The sequence below is a fragment of the Ferrovibrio sp. GW821-FHT12E11 genome, assembly GCF_058806975.1.
Map to the genome: position 1 here is coordinate 3,440,705 of NZ_JBXAQG010000001.1, position 26,241 is coordinate 3,466,945.

Below are 26,241 nucleotides of genomic sequence, written 5' to 3' on the forward strand. Positions count from 1 at the left end.
CATGGCTCTGCCCGACCGCATCTCCGCGCCCGGCTGGATGACGGCGGCCCCCACGCTTGCCCTGTTGCAGGCCCTGTCTGCCGGCGGCGCCACGGTGCGTTTCGTCGGCGGCTGCGTGCGAGATGCCATCCTGGGCCTGCAGCCCGAGGATATTGATCTGGCAACCACCGAAATGCCGGACACTGTCATCAAGCGGCTGGAGAAGGCCAGGCTGAAGGCGGTGCCCACCGGCCTTGCCCATGGCACTGTTACCGCCGTTGTGCCCCCGGCGACCTTCCAGGTCACGACCCTGCGCCGCGATGTTGCCACCGATGGCCGCCATGCGGTCGTCTCTTTCGGCAGCGACTGGGCCGAGGATGCGGCCCGGCGCGATTTCACCATCAATGCGCTGTATGCCGATGCCGACGGCAGGCTGCATGATTTCACCGACGGCCGCGCCGACCTGGTGGCAGGTATTGTGCGCTTTATCGGCGACCCGGCAGCCCGCGTGGCAGAGGATTATCTGCGGGTGCTGCGATTTTTCCGTTTCCACGCCCGTTTTGCCAAAGGGGCGCCGGATGTGGCGTCCCTGGCGGCCTGTGCGGCGGCGGCGGATCAGCTGGAGCGCCTGTCGGGCGAGCGGGTGCGCGACGAGCTTCTGAAAATCCTGGCGCTACCCAATGCAGGGGATGCCCTGCTGCTGATGCAGGACAGCGGGGTGCTGCCGGCGTTGCTGCCTGAGGCGCAGTTCGATGCGATCCGCTTCGGCCGCCTGGTTGCCCTGCAGCAGATACTGGCGATGCAGAGCGAGGTGCAGCCCGAGGTCTGGCCGCGCCTGGCCGTGCTGCTCCCTGCCGATGATGCAGTCTGTGCCGGTCGGATCGCTGACCGGCTGAAGCTGTCGAATGCCCAGCGCCTTCGTATGGAGGGTCTGCTGGCGCCGCCGCCATTCGATCCGGCCGCCGTGGCGGACGAATCGTCCCATCAGGTTGCGTTCTATCGGGCCGGCGTCGAGCGCTGCCGCGATTACGCCCTGCTGGCAGCAAGCGCCGGTCTTCTGGATGAAGACCTGGCGATCCGGCTTGCCGTGGCCAGCACCACCTGGCGCCGCCCGGTTTTCCCCCTGCGCGGGGCCGATGTCCTCGCGGTGGGCTTCACGCCCGGACCGACGGTCAGCGCCCTGCTCAAGGAACTGGAGGAATGGTGGGCAGGGGAAGGTTTCCGGCCGAACCGCGAGGCCTGCATGCAGCGATTGCTGCAGCGCGTGCAAATGACGGCTCAGCAATAGCGAAGCCAGTCGATCCTAGGCTAAATTTTTGATTTTCAAAGAATATTGGCCGATTTTCCGGCCGATGGGACTGTTGTCAGCGGCGCATCAAGTAAAGATGGCCAGGTCCCTAAAAGAACTCGAGCTCCACGTCGGCGCCGCAAACCCGGACGTCGATGTGGAGCTCGAGACCACAAACTCAGGTACTAACTTTACTTCTTCTTGGCAGCCTTCTTCTTGGCAGCCTTCTTCTTGGCCTTGGGGGCCTTCTTAGCCTTCACAACCTTCTTCGCCACTTTCTTCTTAGCGGCCTTTTTCTTCGCAGCCATGAGTTTCTCCTCCATGGATTAGAGTGCGGTTTTCACCGCAACGAAGTTTTCGGGAAATGTTTCCCGAACAGGTATATCTGTAGCACAACGCTGCAGTATTAACCACTAAATCTTGCGCGCGCTTAAAAAATGGTTAAGCGCGTATCTAATCCGCAACACTCGACAGCATGTCGCGCGAACGAAAAAGCATTGCTCAAGTAAAACGCGCGCGATGACTTGCGAGAATTACGACGTGCAAAAAAGCCGCATGAAATCTGGTCTTTTTTAATCACGGCCATTTCACTTCCGGCGGCATCGACATCAGAATCGCTTCTGTGTTGCCACCGGTTTTCAGACCGAATGTGGTGCCGCGATCGTAGAGCAAATTAAACTCGACATAGCGTCCGCGACGGACCAGTTGGTGCTCTCTTTCGGCCGCCGACCACGAATCATTCAGGCTTCGGCGCACGATTTTTGGATATGATTCGAGGAACGATTCGCCGACCGATTTTGTGAATGCGAAATCGCGTTCCCAGTCGCCGCTGTCGAGTTGATCGAAGAAGATTCCGCCGACGCCGCGTGGCTCGTTACGGTGGGGCAGGTAGAAATAATCGTCGCACCACTGTTTGAACCGCGGGTAGTAGCCCGGATCGGCGCGGTCGCAGGCGCTCTTGAGCGCCGCATGGAAGCTGGCGGTGTCGGTTTCGTCGGGAACCATGGGTGTGAGATCGGCGCCGCCGCCGAACCAGGCCTTGCTGGTGACCAGGAAGCGGGTGTTCATGTGCACGGCGGGCACTTTCGGCGACTGCATATGCGCCACCAGAGAGATGCCGGATGCCCAGAAGCGTCCATCCGTACCCGCACCGTGTATCTGCTTGCGGAACTCTTCGCTGAATTCGCCATGCACGGTGGAAATGTTGACGCCGACTTTTTCGAAGACCCGGCCCCGCATGACGCTCATCACGCCGCCGCCGCCGCCCGGGCGGTCCCACGGCTGGCGCTCGAAGCGTCCGGCGGGACGGCTGCTGAGGGGGCCGGTCAGGTCGTCTTCCAGTTTTTCGAAGGCGGAGCAGATGCGGTTGCGCAATTCCTCGAACCAGGTCCGCGCGCGCTGCTGGCGTTCGGCAATGGCAGGATCGGCGTGCAGGGCGTCACTCATGATTGCGGGTCTCCTTGCTGCATCCCGGCGGGACGCGACGGAAAGGCATCGCATTGCCGCAGGGCCTCGCCCAGTACCATGGCGGCTGCGGTTGCGACATTGATCGAGCGCAAACCGGCGCGGATCGGGATGACCAGCCGGGCATCGGCGGCCTCGTGCACATAATCGGGCGCGCCCTTGGTTTCCCGGCCCATCAGCAGGATGTCGTCGGCGGCAAACCGGAACTCCGTATAAGGCACGGCTGCCTTGGTGGTCATCAGCAGCAGGCGGCCGGGCGGCTTCTCGGCCAGGAAATGCTGCCAGCTGAGATGCCGGTGGATCTCGGCATGTTCCAGATAGTCCAGGGCGCTGCGCCGCACGGTCTGGACGGAAAAGGGGAAGCCGCAGGGTTCGATGACATGCACCGGTATTGCCAGGCAGGCACCCAGGCGCAGAATCGTGCCCAGATTGGGCGGCAGATCGGGTTCAAAAAGGGCGAGCCGCATGGCCTTCCAAAGGGGGTTCTGAATCGGGCTTCGGGACGCTGCGAAGCGCTATCGGTTTTTTGGCGGTTTGCCGGCGTGATTCCAACCTCAAGACCCCTGCGGCAACCTGTCGCATCCGTCCGGCTAAGTGCTGGACTTCGCCAACATATAGTGAGAAATATCGCGTCACGTTTCCAAGTCTTATTATCTTCGAGGGATCTATGGCAGGGACAGGGACCCAGACGGCCGGGACGACCGAGCCGACCCGGCGGGACTTTATTGTCATCGCTGCGGGGGCGTTCGGTGCGGTGGGTGCGGCAGCAGCCATCTGGCCGTTCGTGCATCAGATGAACCCGTCGGCCGACGTGCTGGCGCTGTCCAGCACCGAAGTTGATCTCAGCCAGATCGCCGCCGGCCAGAGCGTCACCCTGCTGTGGCGTGGCAAGCCGGTCTTCGTGCGGCATCGTACGCCTGCGGAGATCGAGCAGGCGCAGAAGGACGACACGGCTGCCCTGCCGGATCCGGCCAAGGACGCCGACCGCGTGAAGAAGCCCGAATGGCTGGTCATGATGGGCGTGTGCACCCATCTGGGCTGCGTGCCGCTCGGCCAGAAGGGCGATTTCGGCGGCTGGTTCTGCCCCTGCCACGGCTCGCACTACGATACCTCGGGCCGCATCCGCAAAGGCCCTGCGCCGGCGAACCTGCCCGTGCCGCAGTACGCCTTCCTCAACGATACCCGCATCCGCATCGGCTAAGGACCCCAACCGATGGCTGACAACAATTCCGGCTTCTTTGCCAACCCGCTCGTCAAGTGGATCGAATACCGCTTGCCGGTCTTCTCCACGCTCGACCACATGGTCGGCACCCAGTACCCGACGCCGAAGAATCTGAGCTACTGGTGGAATTTCGGCTCGCTTGCCGGCCTCTGCCTGGTGGTCCAGATCCTCACCGGCATCGTGTTGGTCATGCATTATACGCCGCATACCCTGATGGCCTTCGACTCGGTCGAGCACATCATGCGCGACGTGAACTATGGCTGGCTGCTGCGCTACATGCACGCCAACGGCGCCTCGATGTTCTTCATCGTGGTTTACATCCACATTTTCCGCGGTCTGTACTACGGATCGTACAAGGCGCCGCGCGAAATTCTGTGGTTCCTCGGCCTGATCATCTTCCTGCTGATGATGGCGACCGCTTTCATGGGCTACGTGCTTCCCTGGGGCCAGATGAGCTTCTGGGGCGCCACCGTGATCACCAACCTGTTCTCGGCCATCCCGCTGGTCGGCGAGCCGATCGTGACCTGGCTGTGGGGCGGCTTCGCCGTCGACAACCCGACGCTGAACCGTTTCTTCTCGCTGCACTACCTGCTGCCGTTCGTGATCGTCGGCATCGTGATCCTGCACGTGCTGGCGCTGCATCAGCATGGGTCCAACAACCCGCTGGGCATCGATACCAAGGGCCCGCAGGACCGCATCCCGTTCCATCCGTACTACACGATCAAGGATGCGTTCGGCGTGGGCGTGTTCCTGATCTTCTTCTCGTTCTTCCTGTTCTATGCCCCGAACTTCATGGGCCACCCGGACAATTATATCCCGGCGAACCCGCTGGTGACGCCGGAGCATATCGTGCCGGAATGGTACTTCCTGCCGTTCTACGCGATCCTGCGTTCGGTGCCCGACAAGCTGGGCGGCGTGCTGCTGATGTTCGGCGCGATCCTGATCCTGTTCCTGTTGCCCTGGCTCGACACCAGTAAGGTGCGGTCGGCCAAGTTCCGCCCGATCTACAAGCAGCTGTTCTGGGTCTTCCTGATCGCCTGCGTCGGCCTGACCTATGCTGGCGGCCTGCCGCCGGAAGGCATGGCCCTGGTGATCGGCCGCGTCTGCACCGTGTATTACTTCGCGCACTTCCTCATCCTGATGCCGCTGGTCGGCTGGTTCGAGAAGCCGCTGAAGCTGCCTGCCTCGATTAGCGAGGCTGTGCTTAAAGGCGACGCCACTGGCGCCGCCGGCAGCAAAGCGTAAGGGGGATCGAACCATGAAGACGATGACCATGCGTGCGATCCTCGCCGCCCTGACCCTGGGTCTGACCGTCCCGGCCTTTGCCGCGGGCAACGAAACGGTGGCACCGAAGCAGAACTGGAGCTTCAACGGCCCGTTCGGCACGTTCGACCGTGGCGAGCTGCAGCGCGGCTATCAGGTCTATAAGGAAGTCTGTTCGGCCTGCCACGCGATGAAGTATGTCGCGTTCCGCAATCTGAAGGACATCGGTTTCAACGATGCCGAAGTGAAGGCTCTGGCGGCCACCTTCGAGGTCAATGACGGCCCGAACGACCAGGGCGAGATGTTCAAGCGCCCGGGGCTGGCCTCCGACAAGTTCCCGTCGCCCTTCCCGAACGAGAAGGCGGCGCGTGCTTCCAACGGTGGCGCCTATCCGCTCGATCTGTCGCTGATCGCCAAGGCTCGCGCGCAGGGTCCGGATTACATCCATGCCCTCATGGTGGGCTACAAGACGGCTCCGGCCGGCACCACGGTGGGCGAAGGCCTGCATTACAACGAGTATTTCCCGGGCCATCAGATCGCGATGCCCAAGCCGCTCAACGACGACCAGGTGACCTATGCCGATGGCACCAAGGCCAGTGTCGAGCAGATGGCGCATGACGTATCGGCCTTTCTGATGTGGGCCGCCGAGCCCAAGCTGGAAGATCGCAAGCGCCTGGGCTTCAAGGTGATGGTGTTCCTGGTGGTGCTGACCGGCTTGTTCTTCTTCGCCAAGAAGCGCATCTGGGCCAAGCTGCACTGATCGGATCTCAATCAAGTTAGGAAAAGGCCGCCGGAAACGGCGGCCTTTTTTGTTGCGCCGCAAGGGGCGGTTTGCTTAAGTCTCGCGCGGCGTTCGGCCGGTCCAGACGGAGATTTTCAGCCATGGCAAAAGCGAAGAAGAAAGCGGCGCCCGCCCGCAAGCCGGCGAAAAAACCCGCTGCGAAAGCCAAGGCCAAAACGCTGGTTCGCAAAGTGACGACGTCTGCCGCCGCCGTGGCCAGGGCTGCCGCGAAGTCGGTGGCGGGCGGCAACAAATCGGCCGGCATCCCGAAGCCGCATATCGCCAAGAAGGGCGACCCGGTCCGCATCGGGGTGCTGGGCGGCAGCGGCCTCTATGGCATGGCCGGCCTGAAGAAGACGAAGTGGCGCAAGGTTTCCACGCCCTGGGGCGACCCGTCCGACGAATTGCTGTTCGGGGAGCTGGATGGTGCCGAGCTGGTCTTCCTGCCGCGCCATGGCCGTGGCCATGTCCATTCACCGTCCGAAGTGAATTATCGCGCCAATATCGATGCGCTCAAGCGTGTTGGCTGTCATGATGTGATCTCGGTTTCGGCCTGCGGCTCGTTCAAGGAACATCTGCCGCCGGGCAGTTTCGTGATCGTCGATCAGTTCATCGACCGCACCTTCATGCGGCAGAAGAGTTTTTTCAGCACCGGTATGGTGGCCCATGTCTCGGCGGCACATCCGGTCTGCTCGCGCCTGGGCGATGCGCTGGAGGCGGCCGCGAAGGACGCCGGCATCACGGCGCAGCGCGGTGGCACCTATCTATGCATGGAAGGGCCGCAATTCTCCACCCAGGCCGAAAGCTTCCTGTACAAGAGCTGGGGCTGCGACGTGATCGGCATGACCAATGCACCAGAGGCCAAGCTGGCCCGCGAAGCCGAGCTTTGCTACGCCTCGGTTGCCATGGTCACCGATTATGACTGCTGGCATCCGGATCACGATCATGTGGACGTCGCCGCCGTTATCCGCGTGCTGCTTGGCAATGCCGAGAAGGGCCAGTCGCTGGTGGCAAAGACGGTGCCCTATCTGCGCGAACGCCCCGATCATTGCCCGCAGGGTTGCGACCGGGTTCTGGACACGGCATTGATCACTGCGCCGGAAAAGCGCGACCCCAAGGTACTGAAAAAACTCGATGCGGTCGCCGGCCGTATCCTCAAGGCCTGACCATAGGAAGGAACCCGCAATCATGCAGGGTATTAAGGACAAGATTCGCGCCATTCCCGACTATCCGAAGCCGGGCATCATGTTCCGCGACATCACCACGCTGCTGCAGGACGCTCGCGGCTTCCGCAAGACCGTTGACGAGATGGTGCAGCCGCTGGCCGGCACCCGGATCGACAAGGTGGTGGGCATCGAGGCGCGCGGCTTCATTCTCGGCGGCGCCATCGCCCATCAGCTTTCAGTCGGCTTTGTGCCGGTGCGCAAGCGCGGCAAGCTGCCCTGGAAGACCATGTCGCAGGAATACCAGCTGGAATACGGCACCGATTCGATGGAAATCCATGTCGATGCCATCCAGCCGGGCGAGAATGTGCTGATTGTCGATGACCTGATCGCCACCGGCGGCACGGCCGAGGCGGCGATCAAGCTGATCCGCGCGCACAAGGGTAATGTGGTCGGCTGCTCCTTCATCATCGACCTGCCCGAACTGGGTGGCCGCAAACGGTTGGAAGCGCTCAATGTCGAGGTCCTGTCGCTCTGCGAATTCGACGGGCACTGAGTTTTTTTTCCGGAGTATCGCCGTGGCGCATCACATCATCGGCCTCGATCACACCGTGCTGGCGGTGGCCGATCTGGAAGCCGCCCGTAAGACCTGGCAGCGGCTCGGCTTCACGGTGACGCCACGTGGCCGCCATATCGGCTGGGCCACCGGCAATTACTGCGTGATGTTCCCCACCAACTACCATGAGCTGCTCGGCATTGCCGAGGCGGGTGGCTACACCGCCGGCATGGAAGAGGCACTGCAGACCAGGGGCGAGGGCGTGCACAAGGTGGCGCTGGGCATCGATGACTCTGCCGCGGCTGTGGCGGAGCTGACCGCCTCGGGCTTCAAGCCTTCGGCGCCACAGGATCTGAAGCGCGAGCTGGAACTGCCCGAGGGGACCGTGCTGCCGGCCTTCAGCCTGGTACATCTGCCGACTGAGGCCACGCCGGACCTCTCGCTGTTCCTGTGCCAGCACCTGACGCCGGAGATGCTGCGCAAACCGGAATGGCTGGTGCATCCCAATGGCGCGGAACATATCAGCGGCGTCATTATTGTGACCGAGAATCCGGTGGCGCTGGAACTGGCGTATGAAAAGCTGGTCGGTGCCGGCGCAGCAGTACGAACCGACCGTATGGTTGCGGTGCGTACTGGCCGCGAGACGCTGCTGTTCGTCACACCCGACGATCTCGATACGCTGTTCCCGGACCTGACACATCAGCCGCGCCCGACGCCCTTTGTGGCCGGCATGCGTTTCCGCGTCCACAACACGGAAGCGGCGGCGGCCTATTTCAAGGCTGCCGGCATTGCCCATGAACGCAGCCTGGATGGTACCGTGCTGGTGCCCGCCGAGGCCGCGAATGGCTGCTTCCTGGAGTTTTCCAGTCGCGGCTGAGGAAACTTCAGAGCAGGGCGTCGAAGAAGGCCAGGGTGCGACGTCGCGCCGTCACGGCAGCGGCGGCATTGTAAGTTGCGCGCTGGTCGCAGTTGAAGCCATGGTCGGCGTCATAGACATGGGTGGTGATGAAGGGATGTTTCACCTTCAGCTCCTCGGCCAGGCTGAGCGGAATCATCTTGTCGAGTGCGCCGAAATGCAGCAGGGACGGGGCTTTCGGCGCCTCGTCCTTCAGTTCGCCCCAGGGGCCGCCATAATAGCCCACAGCGGCGGCGACGCCGGACACGGCATAGGCCATCTTCCAGGTGACTCCACCGCCATAGCAATAACCCACGGTGCCGACGCGTCCGGCCTGGGCCGCAGCCGCGACAGCAACCGTGACGTCTTTCAACACGCCATCCCAGATCATCTTGCCACGGATTTCGCGCGCTTTGGTCATGTCGTCGCCGGTATAGCCCAGATCGACTCCAGGCTGGATGCGGTCGAAGATCGCCGGGGCGATTACGTAATAGCCGTCGGCGGCGTAGCCATCGCTGACGGCCCGGATATGGCTGTTCACGCCAAAGATTTCCTGGATCACCACGATGCCGCCCTTGGGCGTGCCTTTCGGCTCGGCGATATAGGCGCCGAAACGGTGGCCATCGGCGGCAGTCAGGCTGGTCATCGTACCCATAACGATCTCCGGATCAGGTGGGGTTGCGGAAACGCATGATGCCGATGCTGGTATAGCGCATGACCAGCTCGTTATTCTGATTGAAGGCTTCGATCAGGAAACGGGCAGAGCCGATGCCCGGCCGGCTGCGTGACGGCGTCTTGTCGATGCAGGTCATGCGCCCCCGGATGGTGTCGCCGGGGCGCACGGGCTTGAGCCAGGCGAGGTCGTCGAAGCCGGGCGAACCGAGGCTGGCTTCCACCTCGATGGCGGAATCGACGATCATGCGCATCACGGTGGCGGCAGTATGCCAGCCCGAGGCGATGATGCCGCCGAATGCCGACTGCTTTGCCGCGACCGGATCGATATGGAAGGACTGGGGGTCGAACTGCCGGGCGAATTCAACGATGGCCGCTTCGGTGAAGGTGTGGCTGCCGATCTCGCGCACCGTACCGGGCTGGATATCTTCGTAATACTGCATGGCGCGCCTCAGGCCCCAGAGGATTGGGACTGCGGCGGCCGGCGGGCATACATGCCCTTGGCCTGCATGGTCAGCACCACATCGCCGTTCTGGTTGCGCATTTCGTAGCGCGAGGTGATGACGCCGCGATCCGGTTTGGACTGGGAGAATTTGACATCGAGGATTTCACCGCTCAGCTGCAGCGTGTCGCCGGGAAAAACCGGTTTGACCCAGCGCAGCTGGTCCACGCCGGGCGATCCCATGCTGGCGTATTTGCCGATCATGTTATCGACCAGCATGCGCATCATCAGGCCGGCGGTGTGCCAGCCAGATGCGCAAAGGCCGCCAAACAGCGATTGCTTGGCGGCCTCCTTGTCGAGATGGAAGGGTTGCGGGTCGTAGGCGCGCGCGAAGGCGATGATTTCGTCTTCGCTCACCGTGTGGGGCGGATAGGTCATCGTCTGCCCGACGGTGAAATCCTCCAGGTATTTCATGGTGGCTCTTTGGGCAGCTCTTAGGTGTTGAAGCGGAAATGCAGGACGTCGCCATCCTGCACGATGTACTCCTTGCCTTCCAGCCGCAATTTCCCGGCGTCGCGGGCGCCGGCTTCGCCCTTGCCGGCCACATAGTCGGTATAGGCAATGGTTTCAGAGCGGATGAAGCCCTTCTCGAAATCGGTGTGGATGACGCCGGCCGCTTCCGGCGCCTTGGCGCCTTTACGCACGGTCCAGGCCCGGGCTTCCTTGGGACCGACGGTGAAGAAGGTGAGCAGCTCGAGCAGGCCGTAGCCGGCACGGATCACCCGGGTCAGGCCGGTTTCCTTCAGGCCCAGATCGGCCAGGAAGGCGGTCTTTTCCTCATCGCTGTCGAGCTGGGCGACTTCGGACTCGATGGCAGCCGAGATCACCACCATGGCAGCGCCCTCGGCATCGGCCTTGGCCTTTACCCGGGCCGAGAAGGCATTGCCCTCGGCGGCCGAGGCCTCCTCCACATTGCAGACATACAGCACCGGCTTGGCGGTGATCAGCATCAGCTCCTTGTAGAGCTTCTTCTCGTCCTCGGTCGGCACCACAGTGCGGGCCGGTTTGCCTGCGCGCAGGGCCACCAGCACCTTTTCCATGACGGCGAGGCGGGCCTTTTCTTCCTCGTTGCCCTGCTTGGCGCGCTTGGCGGTCTGCTCGGCGCGACGCTCCAGGCTTTCGAGATCCGACAGCATCAGTTCGGTCTCGACGGTGTCGGCATCGGCGACGGGATCGACTTTGCCTTCCACATGGGTGATGTCGCCGTCTTCGAAGCAGCGCAGCACATGGCAGATCGCATCGACCTCGCGGATATGGGCGAGGAACTGGTTACCCAGGCCTTCGCCCTTAGAGGCGCCGCGCACCAGGCCGGCGATGTCGACGAAGGTGAGTTGCGTCGGGATGATCTTGGCTGAGCCTGCGATCTCGGCCAGCACATCCAGGCGTTCATCCGGCACACCAACCAGGCCCGTATTCGGCTCGATGGTGCAGAACGGATAGTTGGCTGCCTGCGCTGCTGCCGTCTGTGTCAGCGCATTGAACAGCGTCGACTTGCCGACATTGGGGAGGCCGACGATGCCACATTTGAAACCCATGTTACGCGTCCTTCGAGTCTGTCTTGTTGCTTTTGTCTGTCTTCGGCCTTTCGGCCTTCGGCTTTTCGATCTGGGGCTTTTCGGCCTTGGGCGGCTGCAGCAGCAGCGCCACCTTGGTCATGAAGCCAGCATCGTCGTTCTTGGCCAGGTAGCCGGCCTCGGCGGCCATGGCACCCAGCAGCGGATCGAGCCACACATGCTCGTCCGTATGGAAATTCTGCAGTACATAGCCCAGCACGCGATCCTTGCCGGGGTGGCCGATGCCGATGCGCAGTCGGCGGTAATCGGGACCGATCGCCGCATCGATGGAGCGCAGGCCGTTATGTCCGGCATGGCCGCCGCCGATTTTCATACGGATCTTGCCGGCGGCGAGATCCAGTTCATCATGCGCCACCACGATCTGCTGCGGCGGAATTTTGTAAAAATGCGCCGCCTCGCCGACCGACTTGCCCGAGAGGTTCATGAAGGTCTGCGGCTTCAGCAGCAGGGTCTTGGTGCCGTTCAGCACGCCTTCGGCGATTTCGCCTTGGAAGCGCTTCCTGAAGGGCTGGAAATTATGGCGTTCGGCGATGGCGTCAACGGCCATGAAACCGACATTGTGGCGTTGCCGCTTATGTTCGCTGCCCGGGTTGCCCAGTCCGACGAGAAGCAGCATGGCGGTTCAGCGTCCGGCAGAGAGAAGAGAGAGGAGCGGGCGGCGCACCAGCGATGCGCCGCCCGCGTCAGGCTTACTTCTTGGCAGCCGGCTTCGCCGCCGGCTTGGCGGCAGCGGCCGGGGCGGCCTTGGCACCGGCAGCCGGAGCGGCAGCCTTGGCGCCTGCAGCAGCAGCCGGAGCGGCAGCAGCAGCTTCCGCCTTCGGTGCAGCTTCTTCTTCCTTGGTCGGGGCGGCGATGGTCGCAACGGTGAAGTCGCGATCCTGGATCACCGCCTTGACGCCGGCAGGCAGGGTGAAGGCCGAGATATGGATCGAATGACCGATATCCATGCCCGCCAGGCTGATCGTCAGGCTCTCGGGGATGTTGTCGGGCTGGACGAAGAATTCGACTTCGTGGCGCACGATGTTCAGCACGCCGCCCTTCTTGATGCCCGGGGACTGGTCCTGGTTCTCGAAGTGCACCGGAATGAAGATGCGGACCTTCGAGTCCTTGCCAATGCGCTGGAAGTCGACATGGATCGGCCGGTCGGTGACCGGGTCGAGCTGCACGTCGCGGGCGAGGACCCGTTCGGTCTTGCCAGCAATATCAACAGTGAACAGACGCGAGAAGAAGTTGCCCTTGTGCAGCTCCTTCAGCAGTTCACGACTTTCAACCGAGATGAGCTCCGGGGTCTGCTTTTCGCCATAGATGACCCCCGGCACACGACCCTTCAGTCGCGTTGCACGGGCGGTCCCCTTGCCGGCCCTCGACCTCGCCTCGGCGGCGATGGTGGTTACGTCACGCATAATGCGCTCCTTGCTTAGATACGGTGCCGGCACCATGCCGGTCCGTTTCCGACGCCGGCCTCCAGGGGTGCCGCGCGCCGAAACTCTGAAACTTTAATCGAACAGGCTGGAGACCGAAGTCTCCTCGCTGATCCGCCGCATCGCCTCGCCGATCAGCGGCGCGATCGAGACCTGACGGATATTGCGGGCCAGGCGCACCGCTTCGGTGGCCAGAATTGAATCGGTGATGACCAGGCCTTCCAGCTGGCTGGCGGTGACGCGGGCGACCGCACCGCCCGACAGCACGCCGTGGGTCACATAAGCGAAGACCGACTTGGCGCCATGCTTCTTCAGCGCCTCGGCGGCGTTGCAGAGCGTGCCGGCGGAGTCGACGATATCGTCGACCAGGATGCAGCGGCGGCCTTCGACGTCGCCGATGATGTTCATGACTTCCGACACGCCGGCCTTTTCGCGGCGCTTGTCGACGATGGCGAGGTCGGCATCCAGGCGCTTGGCGATATTGCGCGCGCGCACCACGCCGCCCACGTCGGGCGACACGACCATCAGGTCATCGCCCTGCAGATGCTGCTTGATGTCGGCGGTCAGGACCGGACCGCCCATCAGGTTGTCGGTCGGGATATCGAAGAAACCCTGGATCTGGCCGGCATGGAGATCCAGCGTCAGCACGCGGTTGGCGCCGGCAGCGGTGATCAGGTTGGCCACCAGCTTGGCCGAGATCGGGGTGCGCGGGCCGGGCTTGCGATCCTGGCGGGCATAGCCGAAATAGGGCAGCACAGCGGTGATGCGGCGGGCCGACGAGCGCTTGAGCGCATCGATGCAGACCAGCAGTTCCATCAGATGGTCGTTTGCCGGATACGAGGTCGACTGGATCACGAAGACATCCTCACCGCGGACGTTCTCGTGGATCTCGACAAAGACCTCCATGTCGGAGAACCGGCGGACGCTGGCCTTGGCGAGCGGAACCGACAGATACGCCGCAATGGCTTCCGCAAGCGGACGATTGGAGTTACCCGCCAAAACCTTCATGACTGCGCTCTGTGGATGGACCGGAATCCGGGGGGAAAAATCGCGCGGACTATACCCGCCGTGGGGCAGCCTGTAAACCGGCAAAAATCCAGATATTTCAGGATTTTAAGGGGCGAAGGGCCGGTTTTCCGCGACGCTGGGTCTCGATGATCTCGCTCAGGCCCTGCCAGCCGCCCTGGGCGATTATATGGGCGGTGTTGCCCCAGGCCTGCGCCAGCTGGCCGCGGGGGATGCGATTCCCCTGTTTCACCTCGCCCAGACGGCTGCCATCGGCAGCCTGCAGCACCCATTCAATGGCCACACGTTCGGAACCCGGGCTGTCTTCCCAGACTTTCACGTCGCAACTGATGATGTAGTCGGCACCTTCCGGTCCCGGCAGGGGCGCCTGGCCGCCCAGGATCAAAAGCTCGCGCATCGCCTGGCGCAGGGCGCGGTTGCCGTCGCCGGGCGCACCGGTGCAATCCTTCACAGCTAACTTAGCCGGCCCGGTGTCGACCGGGGCCGTAGCGGCCAGCGCCTCGTTCAGGCGGCCGGCAATGCCGGTCGCCATGGTCTTCGCCGCCTGTTTGATTGCGGCCGGATCGTTTAATCGGGCCAGGCCGATGCCGAGCGGCTGGGCCGGCTCGCTCACCTCGCTGTTGTCGGACAGGCGTTCGCTCCAGCGCCAGGCCGTATCGTTGCCGCGTGGCTCCAGGGTCACACTGAGCACAGATGACAGGCGGTTGCGGGCCGTGGCGCTGGCCGGGATGTCCTTTTCCGCCAGAGCTGTCGCCAGCGCCTCGGCCATGGCCCGGCCGTCGGGTTCGGGCAGGCCGGCAACCGGCGTGACAAAGACGCTGGTCTCGCCAACAGGGCGCAGCAGGGTATTGGTGGCCTTGGCGCGGCGGTCCGCCTGGAACGGCTGCGGCAGTGGCTGGCAGGCCGCCAGGCTGGCGACAACGAGCAGAAGGGAAAGAGACCTAACCGATAACACAGCTCACCATCAGACCGAGAAGACACAGGACCATAAAGAAAAACAGATGCGGCATGGCCGGGATCACACCGGCAGGGCAATCGCCGAGACTTGCCGCCCGTAATCGGCTTCACCGGCCAGGGTCATGCGGCGATAACTGTAAAAGCGTACCGGATCGCTGCAGGTATCGAGGCCAAGATCTTCGGCTGTCACACGGCTGCGCTGCAGCCGTTGCAGCAGATAGCGCGGCAGATCGAACTGCCAATGCCCGGGGCGCCGGCCCTCGCCGAAAAAGACGGCATTCCCGGTATCCGCGTTCAGGAATTCGGTACGGAAGGGATCGCTGACTTCATAGGATCTCTGGCCGATGCAGGGGCCGATGGCGGCGCGGATGCGTGCACGTGCAGCCCCCAATTTTTCCATCGCCTCGATGGTGGCATCAGTGATGCCGGCCAGTGCGCCGCGCCATCCGGCATGACAGGCGCCGATCACGCCGGCGTCTGCATCGGAAAACAATACCGGCGCACAATCGGCCGACAGCACGCCCAGCGCCACGCCGCGTCGCGCCGTCACCAGGCCATCGGCCTTGGGACGTGCCGCAGGATCGTAGCTGCCACCGACCACGACGACCTCGCGCCCATGGACCTGATACAGCGAAGCCAGCCCATGCGGGGCCTGCAGGATTTTTGCCACGCGGCTGCGATTGGCGATCACATTATCCGGGTCGTCCGAAGACCCCGGGCCGCAGTTCAGCGAAGCATAGAGGCCCTGCGAAACGCCGCCACGGCGGGTGAAAAAGCCATGGGCAACACCGGCCAGCAGCGGAGCCGTAACGGGCGCAATATCGGCCGAGATATCTAAATGGGCGACAGTCATGCAAATCCTGCCGGAATGAACGAATCCGGGGCGCTCAGCGCCACCACCTTGAACAGGGTGCCCATCGCTTCGGGCGCGGTCAACCGGTGCACAGCACGATCCAGATCGCCGGCCTGCGAAGGATTGGATTGCTTGAGTTTGTCGGCGCGGGTTGTAATCCCCAGACGCAGCAGGAAATCGCCCTGGCCCAGCGGTCCATGCGCCTCGGCGCCGGCACGGCTGGCTGCGAGCGCGAATGAGGCGAAATCGACATGGGCGGTCAGGTCGGCCAGGCCGGGATTCTGCAAGGGATCGGCATAGGTATGGCGATAGACGGCCTGCAGGGTTTCCCCGAAATCAGGTTTGGCATAGCCGTAATCGATGAACAGGGCCGCTCCCCCCTGTTGCTTCAGCCGCGCCGCGGTTTCGACAGCCACGGCACGAACCGGCGGGCTCGATTCCAGCAGGGCGCCAGGCGGTGCTTCGCGCAGCACCGCCGGCAACAGATCGTCGAACGGCAGGGCGCGCGGATCGAGCAGGAACCGGAAGCCGCCATCATCGTCCAGACCGACGCAGCGCTCGTGCCATGTGCGATCGTCATCGCGCTGGAACTGTCGTACCGGCAGGGCGTCGAGAAATTCATTGGCCAGCAGGATGATTGGCGCATCCCTGGGAATTGCGCCGATCTGTTCATGCCAGATGGCCTGCTCTGCGGCGAGGGTGGCTTCCTGCTGACCGCGCATGCGAGCCGAAGCCTCGATCAGGACCGGTGTGATGGCGGCGCGGAAGGCGGGCAGGGCGCGCGCCGCCCGCAGGGCATCGCGCATCAGCGTGCCGCGGCCGGGGCCGAGTTCGACCAGATAGCAGCGTTCCGGCGTACCGAGCTTCTGCCAGCAGTCGGCGGCCCACAGGCCGAGCAATTCGCCGAACATCTGGCTGATTTCCGGTGCCGTGGTGAAATCGCCGCTTACCCCGATCGCCTCCTGGCTCCGGTAATAGCCATGGTCGGGATGCAGCAGGCAGTCGGCCATCCAGGCCGCAACGGTGATCGGCCCTTCCGCAGCGATGCGGCGGCGCAGGATATCGTGAAGCGGTGCGGCGCTCACGCCGTCGGCCGTCGCCGCGCCCACCACACGACGCCTATGCCAAACAGTACCATCGGCAGCGACAGCCACTGGCCCATGGTTGTGCCGGCGATCAGATAGCCGATCTGCCGATCCGGTTCACGGAACAACTCGCCGATGATGCGCGCCATGCCATAACCGATAAGGAACACGCCCGATAGTTGGCCCGGATGCTTCATCGCATCGGTCTTCCACCGCAGGCCGTTGATCACGATCCACAGGATCAGGCCCTCCATCACGGCCTGGTACAGCTGGCTCGGATGGCGCGGCAGATCTCCGCCGGTGGGAAACACCATGGCCCAGGCAAAATCAGGCGCCACGCGACCCCAGAGTTCGCCGTTGATAAAATTGGCGATGCGGCCGAAGAACAGCCCGATCGGTGCCACGCAGGCGATGATGTCGGTGAAGGCGAGGAATGGCACTTTGGCGAGGCGGCAATAAACAGCCATTGCGCCGATGACACCCAGCATGCCGCCATGGAAAGACATGCCGCCCTGCCAGACAGCGAAAATCTCGGCCGGATTCTGAAGGTAATGCCCGAGATTGTAGAACAGCACGTAACCCAGGCGACCGCCGAGCACGACACCCAGCGTGGCCCAAAGCAGGAAGCCGTCGATCTGTTCCGGCGTTACTTCACTTTCGGGTTTGGCAGCGAGGCGCATGGCGATGCGCCAGCCGGCAATCAGGCCAACGATGTAGGAGAGGGCATACCAACGCACGGCAAACGGCCCGATGGCGAAGATCACCGGGTCGATGACCGGGAAGGCCAGCGTGAACAGCATCACTCGTCCGGGGTTTCGCCCGCGCCTTCAGTGCGCGGGCGCAGCGTCGGGAAGGCGATCACTTCGCGGATCGTTTGCGAATTGGTCAGCAGCATGACCAGGCGGTCGATGCCGATGCCAAGGCCGCCCATCGGCATCATGCCGGCGGACTGGGCTTTCAGGAAATCCTCGTCGATACGATGCGCTTCGTCGTCGCCGCCATCGCGCTGGCTCTGCTGGTCCTCGAAGCGGGCGCGCTGTTCCTGCGGGTCGGCCAGCTCGGAAAACGCGTTGGCGATTTCCCAGGTGTTGCAGAAGGTCTCGAAACGCTCGGCGATCGTCGGATTGGCGTGATTGGCCTTGGCTAGGGGCGAGATCGCCTTGGGCAGGGCCACCACATGGGTCGGCTGGATCAGGTTGGGCTCGACGAAATGCTCGAAGCAGGCTTCCACCACCTTGCCCCAGCTGGCCGTCGGCGCGATCTCGACGCCGGCCTGCTTCGCCGCGTCGCGCGCCTGGGCATCGTCCAGGCCGTCGAGTTTCACCTTGCCGTGCTCTTCGATCAGACCGAGCATGGTGCCACGGCGGAACGGCGGGGTGAAATCGATCTCATGCTCGCCGAATTTCACCTTGGTGCTGCCGGTGGCCGTGATCGCCGCCTGCGCGATGGTACGCTCAGCGATATCCATCATGTCCTCGTAATCGGCGTAGGCCTGATAGAGTTCCATGGTGGTGAATTCGGGATTGTGGCGCGGCGAGATGCCTTCGTTGCGGAAGCATCGGTTGATCTCGAACACCTTCTCGCTCAGGCCGCCGATTACCAGGCGCTTGAGATGCAGTTCGGGCGCGATGCGCATGTAGAGCGGGATATCCAGCGCGTTGTGATGGGTCTCGAACGGCTTGGCAATGGCGCCGCCGGGGATGCTGTGCAGCATCGGCGTCTCGACTTCCAGGAAGCCTTCGCCGTTCAGAAACTGGCGCACGGTCTGGATCACACGGAAACGGGTGCGCAGCGTGGCGCGGCTTTCCTCGTTGCCGATCAGGTCATATTCGCGGTGGCGATAACGCTGCTCGACATTCTTCAGGCCGTGCCACTTCTCCGGCGGCGGTTCCAGCGCCTTGGCCAGCACCACGATCTCGTCGGTGTCGACCGTGATCTCGCCGCGCTTGGTGCGGCGGACCTTGCCACGCACGCCGATGATGTCGCCGAGATCCAGCGCCTTCATGACGGGGGCAAAGCGACCCTGCACATCCTCCTTGCCCGTATAAATCTGCAGCTTCACGGTATCGTCGACCAGATCGATGAACATGCCGCTGTTGCGGATCGCCATCACGCGCCCGGCCACTGCAACGCTCTCATCGGCCCGTTCATCGGGCTGAAGGTGCGCAAAGGCCTCATGTACCGCCGTGTTCTTGTGCGATTTCGGGAATTTCGGCGCCAGATACGGGTCGAGGCCAAGCTGGCGCAGCTGCTGCAGCTTGGCTTCGCGGTTGGCGCGCTCGCCGGAAACGGCGGTATCGGTGGTGGTCTGCTCGGTCACGATGAATCTGCCGGTAAGTCTTGGCGTGGGCGGCGAAACTACCACCCGCCCCCTGTCTTTCCAACCGCTCGGCCAGAGTGGAATCGGGGACAGAATAGCTGTGGAAAACCAAGTAATGCACAGGCCGGGCGCTTGCGATGCCGGGCCGGGGCGGCCATATCGGAATGAGGGTTTCCCCTTCGGAGTCGCGCCATGCAGACCGATAATCGCCTGCTCGATGATCTCAGCCGTATCGCCACTGGCGCGCTCGGTACGCTGCAGGGCGTAAAAGGCGAGGTGGAACAGGCGTTCCGTCAGCGGCTGGAACGCGCCCTGACCGAAATGGATCTGGTCTCCCGCGAGGAATTTGAGGCCGTGAAGGCCATGGCGGCGGCGGCCCGGGAAGAAAATATCCGGCTGTCGGAGCGTCTTGCCGCGCTCGAATCCAAGCAGAATGTCGGATTCGTCGATCCTGCCTAACCTCAGTCCGGATCAGGCGAATTTCATGAATTTTTCGTAAATCTGCTGTTGCACCCCCTCCTTGCCCCGCATATTCTAAATCTATGGTGTGTTCTGTGTCGCGACACCTATATCTATGGTCAGCCGAGGGTATGGGGGCATACTCGGCAAAGGCTGAAGCCGTCTCCGGATGGGGCCAAAATCCCATCATTTCCACTCTCAGCCGCCAGTCAATATCGATGAGCCATTCCGGACTTTTTGCCGAGAACCGGCCCGCCGCACAGGGGGAGCGCTAGCGCATGCGGACTCTGATCGAAACCGAAACCTCCAGCCGTCTCAATCCGCTCGATCTGGTCGAGCAGATCGTTGGCGAGCACGAATGGCCGTTCGACCGTCAGGGTCAGGACGAGCTGACCGTCGGGGTGTCCGGCCGCTACTGCGAACATCAGATGTGGTTCTCCTGGCGCGACGAGTTGGGCGCCCTCAGTTTCACCTGCGCGTTCGACATGAAAGTGCCGGCCAACCGCCGGCGCGATCTGCATTCCCTGCTCGCCTATGTGAACGAGAAGGCCCTGATCGGCCATTTCGATTACTGGGTCGAGGAAGGCATGGTGGTCTTCCGCCAGGCCTTGTTGCTGCGCGGCGGCTTGGGCGCGACGACTGAGCAGATCGAGGACCTGATGGAAATCGGCCTGTCGGAATGCGAGCGCTTCTACCCGGCTTTCCAGTTCCTGGTCTGGGGTGGGCGTACGCCGGAAGACGCCGTCGCGGCAGCCATGTTCGAGTGCGTCGGCGAAGCCTGAGCGATTTGCTGCCGTCGCATCAGCAGCCAACAGTCAGATACATTCGGTATCGGGCTCGGGCGGCATAATTCCCCAACCGAGGGTAAAGCGTGAGGTCGGCTGGGCGAAGCGCGGCGCTGCCAGTTTGAGTTCGGACTGTACGAGCAGCGGCCGCTTCAGGTTGGCAACCACGGCTGACAAGCCGTTTTCCTCTTCCTGCGTTTGCCAGATTACGACTGCGCCGCAGTGCCGGACGTCCTGCAGGTTGATCCATGGAGTCTGGTTCACATCGCCATCCTGGAAAACCTTGGGTCGATCGGGCGAGTAGTAGCCCACGCTGCCGGCCGTCCACATTGAGCCAATCACATAATTGAGGCGTCGATTATCGGTCTGGCTGCGCCAGCCCTCGGTCACCCGCATGGACAATTCGTGACCTGGGAAATGCGTGCGCTTATTGCGCCCCTTCAACGGCGGCATGGTTGGCCACAGTGTCATGGAGAAGGCAAAAATGATGACTGGCAGCGTAAAGGTGACGGCCCAGATCGTCACAAGGCGCCGCCGATAGAGTGGCAAGGCGAGGTCGCGCAGCAACGCGACCGCCATCAGCGGGGTAAAGACCCAGAGCGGAGCGCCCCACATGGCGCGCGGGCCGCGGCCAATCACGATGGCGACGACCACAACGATCAGAGCCGGCGCTAGGCCGATGGCAATCAGATAGTTGCGTGACAGCGTTCCATGGCGCAGCAGCCCGACCATCGGTTCGTAGTTGCGGCCGAATGGCAGCACGGCAAAGCCAAGCACGATCAGGGAGAGCGCCACGGCGGTGAATTGTGCGCCGAGAAAGCGGATCGGCTGGGAAATGCGTTCAAAGCCTTCGGTCACGCCGGCGCGACGGTCGATATAGTGCAACGGCGAGAAGTCGTTGTCCAAAACCCAGTAAACATGCGGCGCGATAATGATCAGCCCGATTGCCGAGCCAAGCATGAAACCGGGTCGCAGCATGAATCCGCGAGTCTCCTTGTTCAGGAAGGCAAACACAGCCATCGGCGCCAGATGCAGCAGGATGGAATAGCGTGCCAAGAGGCCGAAGCCGACAGCGAGTCCGACAATAACCCAGTCTCGCAACCGGTTCTCGATCAGGGCGGTATAAAAGAACGATCCGGCCAGAGCCGAGAACGCGAGCTGGAGGATGATCGGGTTGAATTCCGGCGAGGGGTAATTGAAGTAATAGATCAGTGTGGTGAGGCAAATGGTGACCAGAGCGTCGCGCGGGCCCAGAAGGTATTTCGCCAGTCGCCAGATCGCCCAGTAGGTTACAGCAATCGATAGCTGACTCAGGATCAGAGGCGGCAACATGCTGCCAGGCATCAGTGTCGTGCCGAGGCCGAGCAGCCAGGCAAAGAGCGGCGGCCCCTTATGGTAGCCCCAGTCCAGATGCCGGCTCCAGGCCACGCCTTCCAGCACGTCCAATGGCGGGTTGGGCAGGGTCAGATAGGGCACTAAAATCCAAGCCAGGGCCTGCAAGAATAGGACGCCGACAAAAAGCCCTGTGTATTTTTTATCGTCCACGACGTCCGTATACTTTCTGGGTGCAGGGCTGATTATTATTGGGCTGCGGACTATTGGCGGGTCTTGAACTGCACGGCAACTGAAATGTTTCAATTTTAAATAAATAAACGGATAGGTCCGGAGAACAGCATGTCGAAGCGCATACTTCTGGTTGGCTGTGGAAAAATGGGCGGCGCGTTGCTCGCCGGCTGGTTGCGCCAAGGCATCGCTGCAAACGATGTTGTGGTTGTGGAACCGACTGCGGTTGCGGATTTACCTGCTGGGATACGCAGAGCGCAGTCTGCCGCTACGGTTCCCGCAGATTTTCAGCCGGCACTGGTGATCCTCGCGGTAAAGCCGCAGGTCATGGATGATGTGGCCCCGGCTTATGCCACTTATGCTGGGCAAGGCGCCTGTTTTCTTTCGATTGCGGCCGGCAAGACGATTGCCGGGCTGAACCAGCTGCTCGGCGGTGCTGCGGCGATCGTGCGCAGTATTCCCAATACGCCGGCGGCTGTTGGTGCCGGAATCACGGTTTGCACCGCCAATCCGTCTGTCAGCGAGACGCAACGTAACTTCTGCGAAGCGCTGTTGTCGGCGGTAGGTGAGGTCGGCTGGGTGGAGGATGAAGACCTGATCGATGCGGTGACAGCCGTATCCGGCTCCGGTCCGGCCTATGTCTTCTGGCTGACCGAATGCATGGCGGAAGCCGGGAAAGCCGCCGGTATTCCGGCAGATCTGGCTGCCCGGCTGGCAAAGGCAACGGTCTGCGGTGCCGGTCTGCTGATGCGGCAAAGCAGCGAGACGCCAGATCAGTTGCGAAAGAACGTCACCAGCCCGAACGGCACCACCCAGGCGGCGCTAGATGTGCTGATGGCGCCAGACGGGCTTGAGCCGATGATGCGGCGGGCGGTCGCAGCCGCGACCCGGCGCTCGAAAGAACTGGCGGGCTGAGCTTGCCGCTGGCCCGGGCGCCTACCAGATAAAGACAGGCAACGAAGGAGGCGGCGATGGCCCAGTCGGCGAAGGCAGCGAAAACCGCTGGAAAGCGCAAGAGCACGGGCATCGGCAGCAAAGATCCGGTCGATACCCTGCTGGCTCTGGTTGCCGACCATGGCTGGCGCAGTGTGACGCTGGCCCAGGTGGCAGAAGCCAGCGGCGTGTCGCTGGGCGATCTGTATCGTCATCACGGCACCAAGACGGATCTACTGGTGGCATATGCCCGGCGTATCGACGCAGCTATGCTGGCTGCTGTGGATGGCTCTACGATGGCCCCGGGCGACACCGATGGGGCCAAGGACCGGCTGTTTGAAGCGGTTATGGCCCGGTTTGATGCCCTGGCGCCCCATAAGCCGGCGATCCGTATCCTGGCACGCGAACTGCCCAGCGACCCGGCGGCCCTGGCGATCTTTCTGCATGGCGGCCTGCGGCGCGGGCTGGACTGGACCCTGGCGGCTGCCGGCCTCGATTCTGGCGGTTTGGCCGGGTCGATGCGGCGCAAGCTGCTGGGCGGAATCTATCTCGACACGCTGCGGGTTTGGCTTAAGGATGACAGCCCTGATCTGGCGGCCACCATGGCCCATCTCGACAAGCGGCTGGGACAGACCCTGAGCTGGCTGACGGGGCGATCCTTTACCTCGCGGTTGCGAGATAAACTCGGTAACTAGCTGGTTATACTCCTGCAAATAATATTGTGCAGTGCACAATATTCCATTGACCGCTGAGTCGCCTGCCTATATTTTCGGCGCGGCCTAATGTTGCGCCAAACGCCCGGGAGCGAAAAATGACCAAGCCCACAGACAATCTTTTTGCCAATCCGTTCGCCAGTTTCGATGTCAGCAAGATGTTTTCCGAGCTGAAGGTGCCGGGGGTCGATCCGACCGCTCTGGCCGCCGCGCAGCAAAAGAATATCGAAGCCCTGACGGCGGCGAACAAGCGTGCCTATGAAGGCTATCAGGCCCTGGCCAAGCGCCAGGCCGAAATTTTCCAGGAAGCCGTTGCCGATGCCACCACCACCCTGAAGGGCGGCGTTGCCTCGGTTCCGGATGCGGCTACGGCCAAGGCCGCCGTGGACAAAGCGGTCGGCAATCTGCGTGAGCTGGCCGACATGCTGTCGAAGACCAACACCGAGGCGTTCGAGCTGATCAATCAGCGCATGAATGAAAACCTCGAAGAGTTCAAGAAGGCTTTTGCCAAGCCGAAGAAGTAACGGCCTCGCGGCCGGGCGATTTGCCAGACAGTCGACGGGCGGGGTACAAATCCCGCCCGTTCCTGTTTCTGGGCCGTGAGAACCGCGATGAGCATCATCAGCTCCGACGACTTCCAGAAGGTCGATATCCGTGTCGGTACCATTGTCCGGGCCGAGGCCTTTCCCGAGGCCCGCAAGCCGGCGATCAAGGTCTGGGTCGATTTCGGTGAGCCGATTGGCGTGAAGAAGTCTTCTGCCCAGATCACCCGCCATTATAAGCCTGATGGGCTAGTCGGCCGTCAGGTCCTCGCTGTGGTGAATTTTCCGCCCCGCCAGATTGGCGCGTTCATGTCTGAGATTCTGGTGCTCGGCCTGCCTGATCCTGATAATGAAGTCGTGCTGATTGGGCCGGGCCATCCGGTGCCGAATGGCGGACGGATGTATTGACCCGAATCAGGCCTCGACCGACAATCCGGTCTACGGACAGCCCAATGTTAAAAAAGACCAGTCTGATCTTCACCCTTGCCCTGATTGCCACGCTCGTTGTTCTTGGCCGGCCCGCTGCCGCGCAGGATCATGATTGCGTCGTGCGTCAGTTTGCGCTCACACGCAATGTCCAGAATCTGGAGCCGCAGGGCGTGATCGAAGCGAATTATCCGCTCGGTACCGAGCGCGGCTATGCCTTCGCCCGCCTCGACTGCACGCAAGTGGGCTCGGGAGAAACCTTCTGGTTTTACTGGATGCGCAATGACCAGGAGGTCGGCCGCTCGAAGGCGCGCGTCGATGTCAGCCGGAACTGGCGCATCTGGTCGCAATCGCGCATTTTTCCGGGGGAATGGGCCGTGCTGCTGAAGGATAGCGATGGCCGCCTGCAGGCCGAGCGCCGCTTCACGGTTGCCGAGCCGGAGCCCAAGCCGGCAGACTGAATTTCCGGCGGTCAGATTGGCAAGCGGATCGTTACGAGCAGGCCGCCCAGCGCAGACTGGCCCAACGTGATTTCCCCGCCATGAGCAAGCACGGCATCCCGCGCGATGGTCAGGCCGAGGCCAACATTGCCGCTGCCATGGCGAGCCTGATCCAGTCGGTAGAACGGGCGGAAAACCTTGTGACGTTCCTTCTCCGGCAGACCCGGGCCATCGTCCTCTATGCGAAGTTCGACCCCCTTGGCGTGATGCGACACGCTGAGCCGCACGTTGCGCCCGAACCGCAGGGCATTCTCCACCAGATTGGAAAGCGCGCGCTTGAAGCTCAGGCGCCGCAGCGGCAGCGTCAGGCCTTGCGGCATCTCGACCTGTAATTCTCGGCCGCGCCGCCGTACATCGTCGGCCAGTTCGCTGATCAGGTTGCCCAGATCGGTGGGTTCGGCCGGTTGCTCGCTCTGGCCGCGAGCAAAGGCCAGATAGGCTCCGACCATCTTTTCCATCTCGTCGACGTCGCGCCGCAATTCGTCGACTTCAGAATCGGCCGGCATCAGCGAAAGCTGCAGTTTCATGCGGGTCAGTGGCGTACGCAGATCGTGGCTGACGCCAGCCAGCATGTCGGTACGCTCGCGGATATGACGGCGAATGCGATCGCGCATGGCCAGGAAGGCGCGCGCGGCGGCGCGCACTTCCTCGGCGCCGGCAGGCCGGAATTCGGTGATCTCGCGTCCTTTGCCGAAAGCGTCGGCGGCTTCTGCCAGGCGTCGGATCGGCTTGATCTGGTTGCGCAGGAACAGCACCGCAATCCCGAGCAGCACCACTGAAGCGGCCGCCATCCAGATCACGAAAGCATACGTGCTGGTGGAAAAGACCCGGCTTTCCGGAATGGTGGCGACGAGCAGCGCATCAGGCAGCTTGACGTAGATCACGATGGTGCGGTCGTTGCGCTGGGTATCGATGTGATAGGGCTGTTGCACGCGCTCGCTGAGTGCCTGGATCAGCATGCGGTCCAGGATCGAGTACCGCCGCGGCGCCGGAATGTTCAGTGGAAAATCCGCGCCGACCTGAAAGACGACATGTATATCGAGCGAGGTGTTCAGTCGCTCCATCAGGGCACTCAGAACGGCTGGATTCGCCTGGCTTTCACGGGTATCGATCAGCACGGCGATTTCGCCGGCGACGGCCAGTCCGAGCCGGCGCGTCACGCTGTCCCAGTGGCGTTCGTAGAAGATATAGGTCAGCAGCGCCTGCAATACGACAATGGGGGCGACCAGCAGCAGCAGCCAGCGACCGAACAGGCTGCGGGGCAACAGGCGCTTGAGCAGCATCATGCCGACCTACCGC

The 26,241-nt window shown here is 62.6% G+C and carries 30 protein-coding genes; 14 read left to right on the top strand and 16 right to left on the bottom strand.

What is annotated here, in order from left to right; genetic code table 11:
• Nucleotide 1 precedes the first annotated feature (1 nt).
• Nucleotides 2–1,267 carry a CCA tRNA nucleotidyltransferase gene (locus tag AC1ROT_RS17085; RefSeq protein ID WP_493000425.1) on the top strand — a complete coding sequence of 422 codons (1,266 nt, stop codon included), beginning with the start codon at nucleotides 2–4 and terminating at the stop codon, nucleotides 1,265–1,267.
• Nucleotides 1,268–1,843: 576 nt separating this feature from the next.
• Here AC1ROT_RS17085 and hemF read toward each other — a convergent pair.
• Both hemF and AC1ROT_RS17095 read right to left on the bottom strand, forming a co-directional pair.
• Nucleotides 1,844–2,713, bottom strand: coding sequence for an oxygen-dependent coproporphyrinogen oxidase (gene hemF / locus AC1ROT_RS17090; protein ID WP_493000426.1), 870 nt, complete (start codon nucleotides 2,711–2,713; stop codon nucleotides 1,844–1,846).
• Nucleotides 2,710–3,198 (bottom strand): tRNA (cytidine(34)-2'-O)-methyltransferase, encoded by a 489-nt coding sequence (locus AC1ROT_RS17095; protein ID WP_493000427.1) that lies wholly within the window; start codon nucleotides 3,196–3,198, stop codon nucleotides 2,710–2,712. The genes hemF and AC1ROT_RS17095 overlap by 4 nt, the downstream gene beginning before the upstream one ends.
• 200 nt (nucleotides 3,199–3,398) lie before the next feature.
• Here AC1ROT_RS17095 and petA point away from each other — a divergent pair, with 200 nt between their 5' ends.
• The 6 genes from petA (at nucleotide 3,399) to AC1ROT_RS17125 (ending at nucleotide 8,593) form a co-directional block, all read left to right on the top strand.
• Nucleotides 3,399–3,932: a ubiquinol-cytochrome c reductase iron-sulfur subunit gene (gene petA / locus AC1ROT_RS17100; RefSeq protein WP_492971354.1), complete on the top strand. Its 534-nt coding sequence runs from the start codon at nucleotides 3,399–3,401 to the stop codon at nucleotides 3,930–3,932.
• A 12-nt stretch (nucleotides 3,933–3,944) separates the two neighbouring features.
• Complete coding sequence (locus AC1ROT_RS17105) at nucleotides 3,945–5,198, top strand: cytochrome b (RefSeq protein WP_492971353.1); 1,254 nt, start codon at nucleotides 3,945–3,947, stop codon at nucleotides 5,196–5,198.
• Nucleotides 5,199–5,211: 13 nt separating this feature from the next.
• Nucleotides 5,212–5,976 (top strand): cytochrome c1, encoded by a 765-nt coding sequence (locus tag AC1ROT_RS17110; protein WP_493000428.1) that lies wholly within the window; start codon nucleotides 5,212–5,214, stop codon nucleotides 5,974–5,976.
• Between the two features lie 122 nt (nucleotides 5,977–6,098).
• On the top strand, nucleotides 6,099–7,163 hold the full coding sequence (locus tag AC1ROT_RS17115) for an S-methyl-5'-thioadenosine phosphorylase (RefSeq protein ID WP_493000429.1): 1,065 nt from the start codon (nucleotides 6,099–6,101) through the stop codon (nucleotides 7,161–7,163).
• A 22-nt stretch (nucleotides 7,164–7,185) separates the two neighbouring features.
• Complete coding sequence (locus AC1ROT_RS17120) at nucleotides 7,186–7,716, top strand: adenine phosphoribosyltransferase (RefSeq protein ID WP_492971350.1); 531 nt, start codon at nucleotides 7,186–7,188, stop codon at nucleotides 7,714–7,716.
• Between the two features lie 22 nt (nucleotides 7,717–7,738).
• A complete protein-coding gene (locus AC1ROT_RS17125) occupies nucleotides 7,739–8,593 on the top strand; it encodes a VOC family protein (RefSeq protein WP_493000430.1) in 855 nt (284 codons plus the stop codon).
• Between the two features lie 7 nt (nucleotides 8,594–8,600).
• Here AC1ROT_RS17125 and AC1ROT_RS17130 read toward each other — a convergent pair whose 3' ends face one another.
• The 12 genes from AC1ROT_RS17130 to lysS form a co-directional block, all read right to left on the bottom strand.
• Nucleotides 8,601–9,257, bottom strand: coding sequence for a dienelactone hydrolase family protein (locus tag AC1ROT_RS17130; RefSeq protein ID WP_493000432.1), 657 nt, complete (start codon nucleotides 9,255–9,257; stop codon nucleotides 8,601–8,603).
• Between the two features lie 22 nt (nucleotides 9,258–9,279).
• Nucleotides 9,280–9,726, bottom strand: coding sequence for a MaoC family dehydratase (locus tag AC1ROT_RS17135; RefSeq protein ID WP_493000434.1), 447 nt, complete (start codon nucleotides 9,724–9,726; stop codon nucleotides 9,280–9,282).
• An 8-nt stretch (nucleotides 9,727–9,734) separates the two neighbouring features.
• Nucleotides 9,735–10,199, bottom strand: a complete 465-nt coding sequence (locus AC1ROT_RS17140; protein WP_492971346.1) for a MaoC family dehydratase — start codon at nucleotides 10,197–10,199, stop codon at nucleotides 9,735–9,737.
• Nucleotides 10,200–10,219: 20 nt separating this feature from the next.
• A complete protein-coding gene (ychF, locus tag AC1ROT_RS17145) occupies nucleotides 10,220–11,320 on the bottom strand; it encodes a redox-regulated ATPase YchF (RefSeq protein WP_493000436.1) in 1,101 nt (366 codons plus the stop codon).
• Nucleotide 11,321: 1 nt separating this feature from the next.
• The gene (gene pth, locus AC1ROT_RS17150) at nucleotides 11,322–11,975 is read right to left on the bottom strand and encodes an aminoacyl-tRNA hydrolase (protein WP_493000437.1); all 654 of its coding nucleotides are present in this window, start codon (nucleotides 11,973–11,975) and stop codon (nucleotides 11,322–11,324) included.
• Between the two features lie 73 nt (nucleotides 11,976–12,048).
• The gene (locus tag AC1ROT_RS17155) at nucleotides 12,049–12,762 is read right to left on the bottom strand and encodes a 50S ribosomal protein L25/general stress protein Ctc (protein ID WP_493000439.1); all 714 of its coding nucleotides are present in this window, start codon (nucleotides 12,760–12,762) and stop codon (nucleotides 12,049–12,051) included.
• A 93-nt stretch (nucleotides 12,763–12,855) separates the two neighbouring features.
• The gene (locus tag AC1ROT_RS17160; RefSeq protein WP_492971342.1) at nucleotides 12,856–13,788 is read right to left on the bottom strand and encodes a ribose-phosphate pyrophosphokinase; all 933 of its coding nucleotides are present in this window, start codon (nucleotides 13,786–13,788) and stop codon (nucleotides 12,856–12,858) included.
• A 97-nt stretch (nucleotides 13,789–13,885) separates the two neighbouring features.
• Complete coding sequence (locus AC1ROT_RS17165) at nucleotides 13,886–14,761, bottom strand: hypothetical protein (protein ID WP_493000441.1); 876 nt, start codon at nucleotides 14,759–14,761, stop codon at nucleotides 13,886–13,888.
• A gap of 63 nt (nucleotides 14,762–14,824) precedes the next feature.
• Nucleotides 14,825–15,616, bottom strand: a complete 792-nt coding sequence (pgeF, locus tag AC1ROT_RS17170) for a peptidoglycan editing factor PgeF (protein WP_493000443.1) — start codon at nucleotides 15,614–15,616, stop codon at nucleotides 14,825–14,827.
• The gene (locus tag AC1ROT_RS17175; protein WP_493000445.1) at nucleotides 15,613–16,701 is read right to left on the bottom strand and encodes a class I SAM-dependent methyltransferase; all 1,089 of its coding nucleotides are present in this window, start codon (nucleotides 16,699–16,701) and stop codon (nucleotides 15,613–15,615) included. Before AC1ROT_RS17175 ends, pgeF begins: the two co-directional genes overlap by 4 nt.
• On the bottom strand, nucleotides 16,698–17,501 hold the full coding sequence (lgt, locus tag AC1ROT_RS17180; protein WP_493000447.1) for a prolipoprotein diacylglyceryl transferase: 804 nt from the start codon (nucleotides 17,499–17,501) through the stop codon (nucleotides 16,698–16,700). The genes AC1ROT_RS17175 and lgt overlap by 4 nt, the downstream gene beginning before the upstream one ends.
• On the bottom strand, nucleotides 17,501–19,021 hold the full coding sequence (lysS, locus tag AC1ROT_RS17185) for a lysine--tRNA ligase (protein WP_493000449.1): 1,521 nt from the start codon (nucleotides 19,019–19,021) through the stop codon (nucleotides 17,501–17,503). The genes lgt and lysS overlap by 1 nt, the downstream gene beginning before the upstream one ends.
• Before the next feature lie 192 nt (nucleotides 19,022–19,213).
• Between lysS and AC1ROT_RS17190 the strand changes: the two genes are divergently transcribed.
• Complete coding sequence (locus tag AC1ROT_RS17190; RefSeq protein WP_492971336.1) at nucleotides 19,214–19,480, top strand: accessory factor UbiK family protein; 267 nt, start codon at nucleotides 19,214–19,216, stop codon at nucleotides 19,478–19,480.
• Between the two features lie 278 nt (nucleotides 19,481–19,758).
• Nucleotides 19,759–20,262: a type III secretion system chaperone family protein gene (locus AC1ROT_RS17195; protein ID WP_492971335.1), complete on the top strand. Its 504-nt coding sequence runs from the start codon at nucleotides 19,759–19,761 to the stop codon at nucleotides 20,260–20,262.
• A gap of 33 nt (nucleotides 20,263–20,295) precedes the next feature.
• On the opposite strand, the gene AC1ROT_RS17200 is transcribed toward AC1ROT_RS17195, so the two are convergent.
• Nucleotides 20,296–21,810, bottom strand: a complete 1,515-nt coding sequence (locus tag AC1ROT_RS17200; protein ID WP_493000451.1) for a glycosyltransferase family 39 protein — start codon at nucleotides 21,808–21,810, stop codon at nucleotides 20,296–20,298.
• A gap of 129 nt (nucleotides 21,811–21,939) precedes the next feature.
• On the opposite strand from AC1ROT_RS17200, the gene proC reads away from it, so the two are divergent.
• From proC to AC1ROT_RS17225, 5 genes are all read left to right on the top strand, one after another.
• Nucleotides 21,940–22,743, top strand: a complete 804-nt coding sequence (gene proC, locus AC1ROT_RS17205; protein WP_493000453.1) for a pyrroline-5-carboxylate reductase — start codon at nucleotides 21,940–21,942, stop codon at nucleotides 22,741–22,743.
• A gap of 56 nt (nucleotides 22,744–22,799) precedes the next feature.
• The gene (locus AC1ROT_RS17210; protein WP_493000456.1) at nucleotides 22,800–23,456 is read left to right on the top strand and encodes a TetR family transcriptional regulator; all 657 of its coding nucleotides are present in this window, start codon (nucleotides 22,800–22,802) and stop codon (nucleotides 23,454–23,456) included.
• A 116-nt stretch (nucleotides 23,457–23,572) separates the two neighbouring features.
• Complete coding sequence (locus tag AC1ROT_RS17215) at nucleotides 23,573–23,998, top strand: phasin family protein (protein ID WP_492971331.1); 426 nt, start codon at nucleotides 23,573–23,575, stop codon at nucleotides 23,996–23,998.
• An 87-nt stretch (nucleotides 23,999–24,085) separates the two neighbouring features.
• Nucleotides 24,086–24,424, top strand: coding sequence for a tRNA-binding protein (locus AC1ROT_RS17220; protein WP_493000458.1), 339 nt, complete (start codon nucleotides 24,086–24,088; stop codon nucleotides 24,422–24,424).
• 44 nt (nucleotides 24,425–24,468) lie between these two features.
• Nucleotides 24,469–24,903: a DUF2914 domain-containing protein gene (locus tag AC1ROT_RS17225; protein WP_493000460.1), complete on the top strand. Its 435-nt coding sequence runs from the start codon at nucleotides 24,469–24,471 to the stop codon at nucleotides 24,901–24,903.
• An 11-nt stretch (nucleotides 24,904–24,914) separates the two neighbouring features.
• Here AC1ROT_RS17225 and AC1ROT_RS17230 read toward each other — a convergent pair whose 3' ends face one another.
• On the bottom strand, nucleotides 24,915–26,228 hold the full coding sequence (locus AC1ROT_RS17230) for an ATP-binding protein (protein ID WP_493000462.1): 1,314 nt from the start codon (nucleotides 26,226–26,228) through the stop codon (nucleotides 24,915–24,917).
• Nucleotides 26,229–26,241: the final 13 nt, after the last annotated feature.

Bases quoted from the DNA above. Each gene is read 5' to 3' on its own strand.
- AC1ROT_RS17210 (WP_493000456.1), top strand. From the start codon at position 22,800: ATGGCCCAGTCGGCGAAGGCAGCGAAAACCGCTGGAAAGCGCAAGAGC.
- AC1ROT_RS17220 (WP_493000458.1), top strand. From the start codon at position 24,086: ATGAGCATCATCAGCTCCGACGACTTCCAGAAGGTCGATATCCGTGTC.
- AC1ROT_RS17120 (WP_492971350.1), top strand. From the start codon at position 7,186: ATGCAGGGTATTAAGGACAAGATTCGCGCCATTCCCGACTATCCGAAG.
- AC1ROT_RS17155 (WP_493000439.1), bottom strand. From the start codon at position 12,762: ATGCGTGACGTAACCACCATCGCCGCCGAGGCGAGGTCGAGGGCCGGC.
- AC1ROT_RS17130 (WP_493000432.1), bottom strand. From the start codon at position 9,257: ATGACCAGCCTGACTGCCGCCGATGGCCACCGTTTCGGCGCCTATATC.
- AC1ROT_RS17140 (WP_492971346.1), bottom strand. From the start codon at position 10,199: ATGAAATACCTGGAGGATTTCACCGTCGGGCAGACGATGACCTATCCG.
- lgt (WP_493000447.1), bottom strand. From the start codon at position 17,501: ATGCTGTTCACGCTGGCCTTCCCGGTCATCGACCCGGTGATCTTCGCC.
- AC1ROT_RS17110 (WP_493000428.1), top strand. From the start codon at position 5,212: ATGAAGACGATGACCATGCGTGCGATCCTCGCCGCCCTGACCCTGGGT.
- AC1ROT_RS17225 (WP_493000460.1), top strand. From the start codon at position 24,469: ATGTTAAAAAAGACCAGTCTGATCTTCACCCTTGCCCTGATTGCCACG.
- AC1ROT_RS17085 (WP_493000425.1), top strand. From the start codon at position 2: ATGGCTCTGCCCGACCGCATCTCCGCGCCCGGCTGGATGACGGCGGCC.
- AC1ROT_RS17115 (WP_493000429.1), top strand. From the start codon at position 6,099: ATGGCAAAAGCGAAGAAGAAAGCGGCGCCCGCCCGCAAGCCGGCGAAA.
- AC1ROT_RS17160 (WP_492971342.1), bottom strand. From the start codon at position 13,788: ATGAAGGTTTTGGCGGGTAACTCCAATCGTCCGCTTGCGGAAGCCATT.
- AC1ROT_RS17215 (WP_492971331.1), top strand. From the start codon at position 23,573: ATGACCAAGCCCACAGACAATCTTTTTGCCAATCCGTTCGCCAGTTTC.
- AC1ROT_RS17095 (WP_493000427.1), bottom strand. From the start codon at position 3,198: ATGCGGCTCGCCCTTTTTGAACCCGATCTGCCGCCCAATCTGGGCACG.
- AC1ROT_RS17105 (WP_492971353.1), top strand. From the start codon at position 3,945: ATGGCTGACAACAATTCCGGCTTCTTTGCCAACCCGCTCGTCAAGTGG.
- pgeF (WP_493000443.1), bottom strand. From the start codon at position 15,616: ATGACTGTCGCCCATTTAGATATCTCGGCCGATATTGCGCCCGTTACG.
- petA (WP_492971354.1), top strand. From the start codon at position 3,399: ATGGCAGGGACAGGGACCCAGACGGCCGGGACGACCGAGCCGACCCGG.
- ychF (WP_493000436.1), bottom strand. From the start codon at position 11,320: ATGGGTTTCAAATGTGGCATCGTCGGCCTCCCCAATGTCGGCAAGTCG.
- proC (WP_493000453.1), top strand. From the start codon at position 21,940: ATGTCGAAGCGCATACTTCTGGTTGGCTGTGGAAAAATGGGCGGCGCG.
- AC1ROT_RS17135 (WP_493000434.1), bottom strand. From the start codon at position 9,726: ATGCAGTATTACGAAGATATCCAGCCCGGTACGGTGCGCGAGATCGGC.
- AC1ROT_RS17190 (WP_492971336.1), top strand. From the start codon at position 19,214: ATGCAGACCGATAATCGCCTGCTCGATGATCTCAGCCGTATCGCCACT.
- pth (WP_493000437.1), bottom strand. From the start codon at position 11,975: ATGCTGCTTCTCGTCGGACTGGGCAACCCGGGCAGCGAACATAAGCGG.
- AC1ROT_RS17230 (WP_493000462.1), bottom strand. From the start codon at position 26,228: ATGATGCTGCTCAAGCGCCTGTTGCCCCGCAGCCTGTTCGGTCGCTGG.
- hemF (WP_493000426.1), bottom strand. From the start codon at position 2,713: ATGAGTGACGCCCTGCACGCCGATCCTGCCATTGCCGAACGCCAGCAG.
- AC1ROT_RS17195 (WP_492971335.1), top strand. From the start codon at position 19,759: ATGCGGACTCTGATCGAAACCGAAACCTCCAGCCGTCTCAATCCGCTC.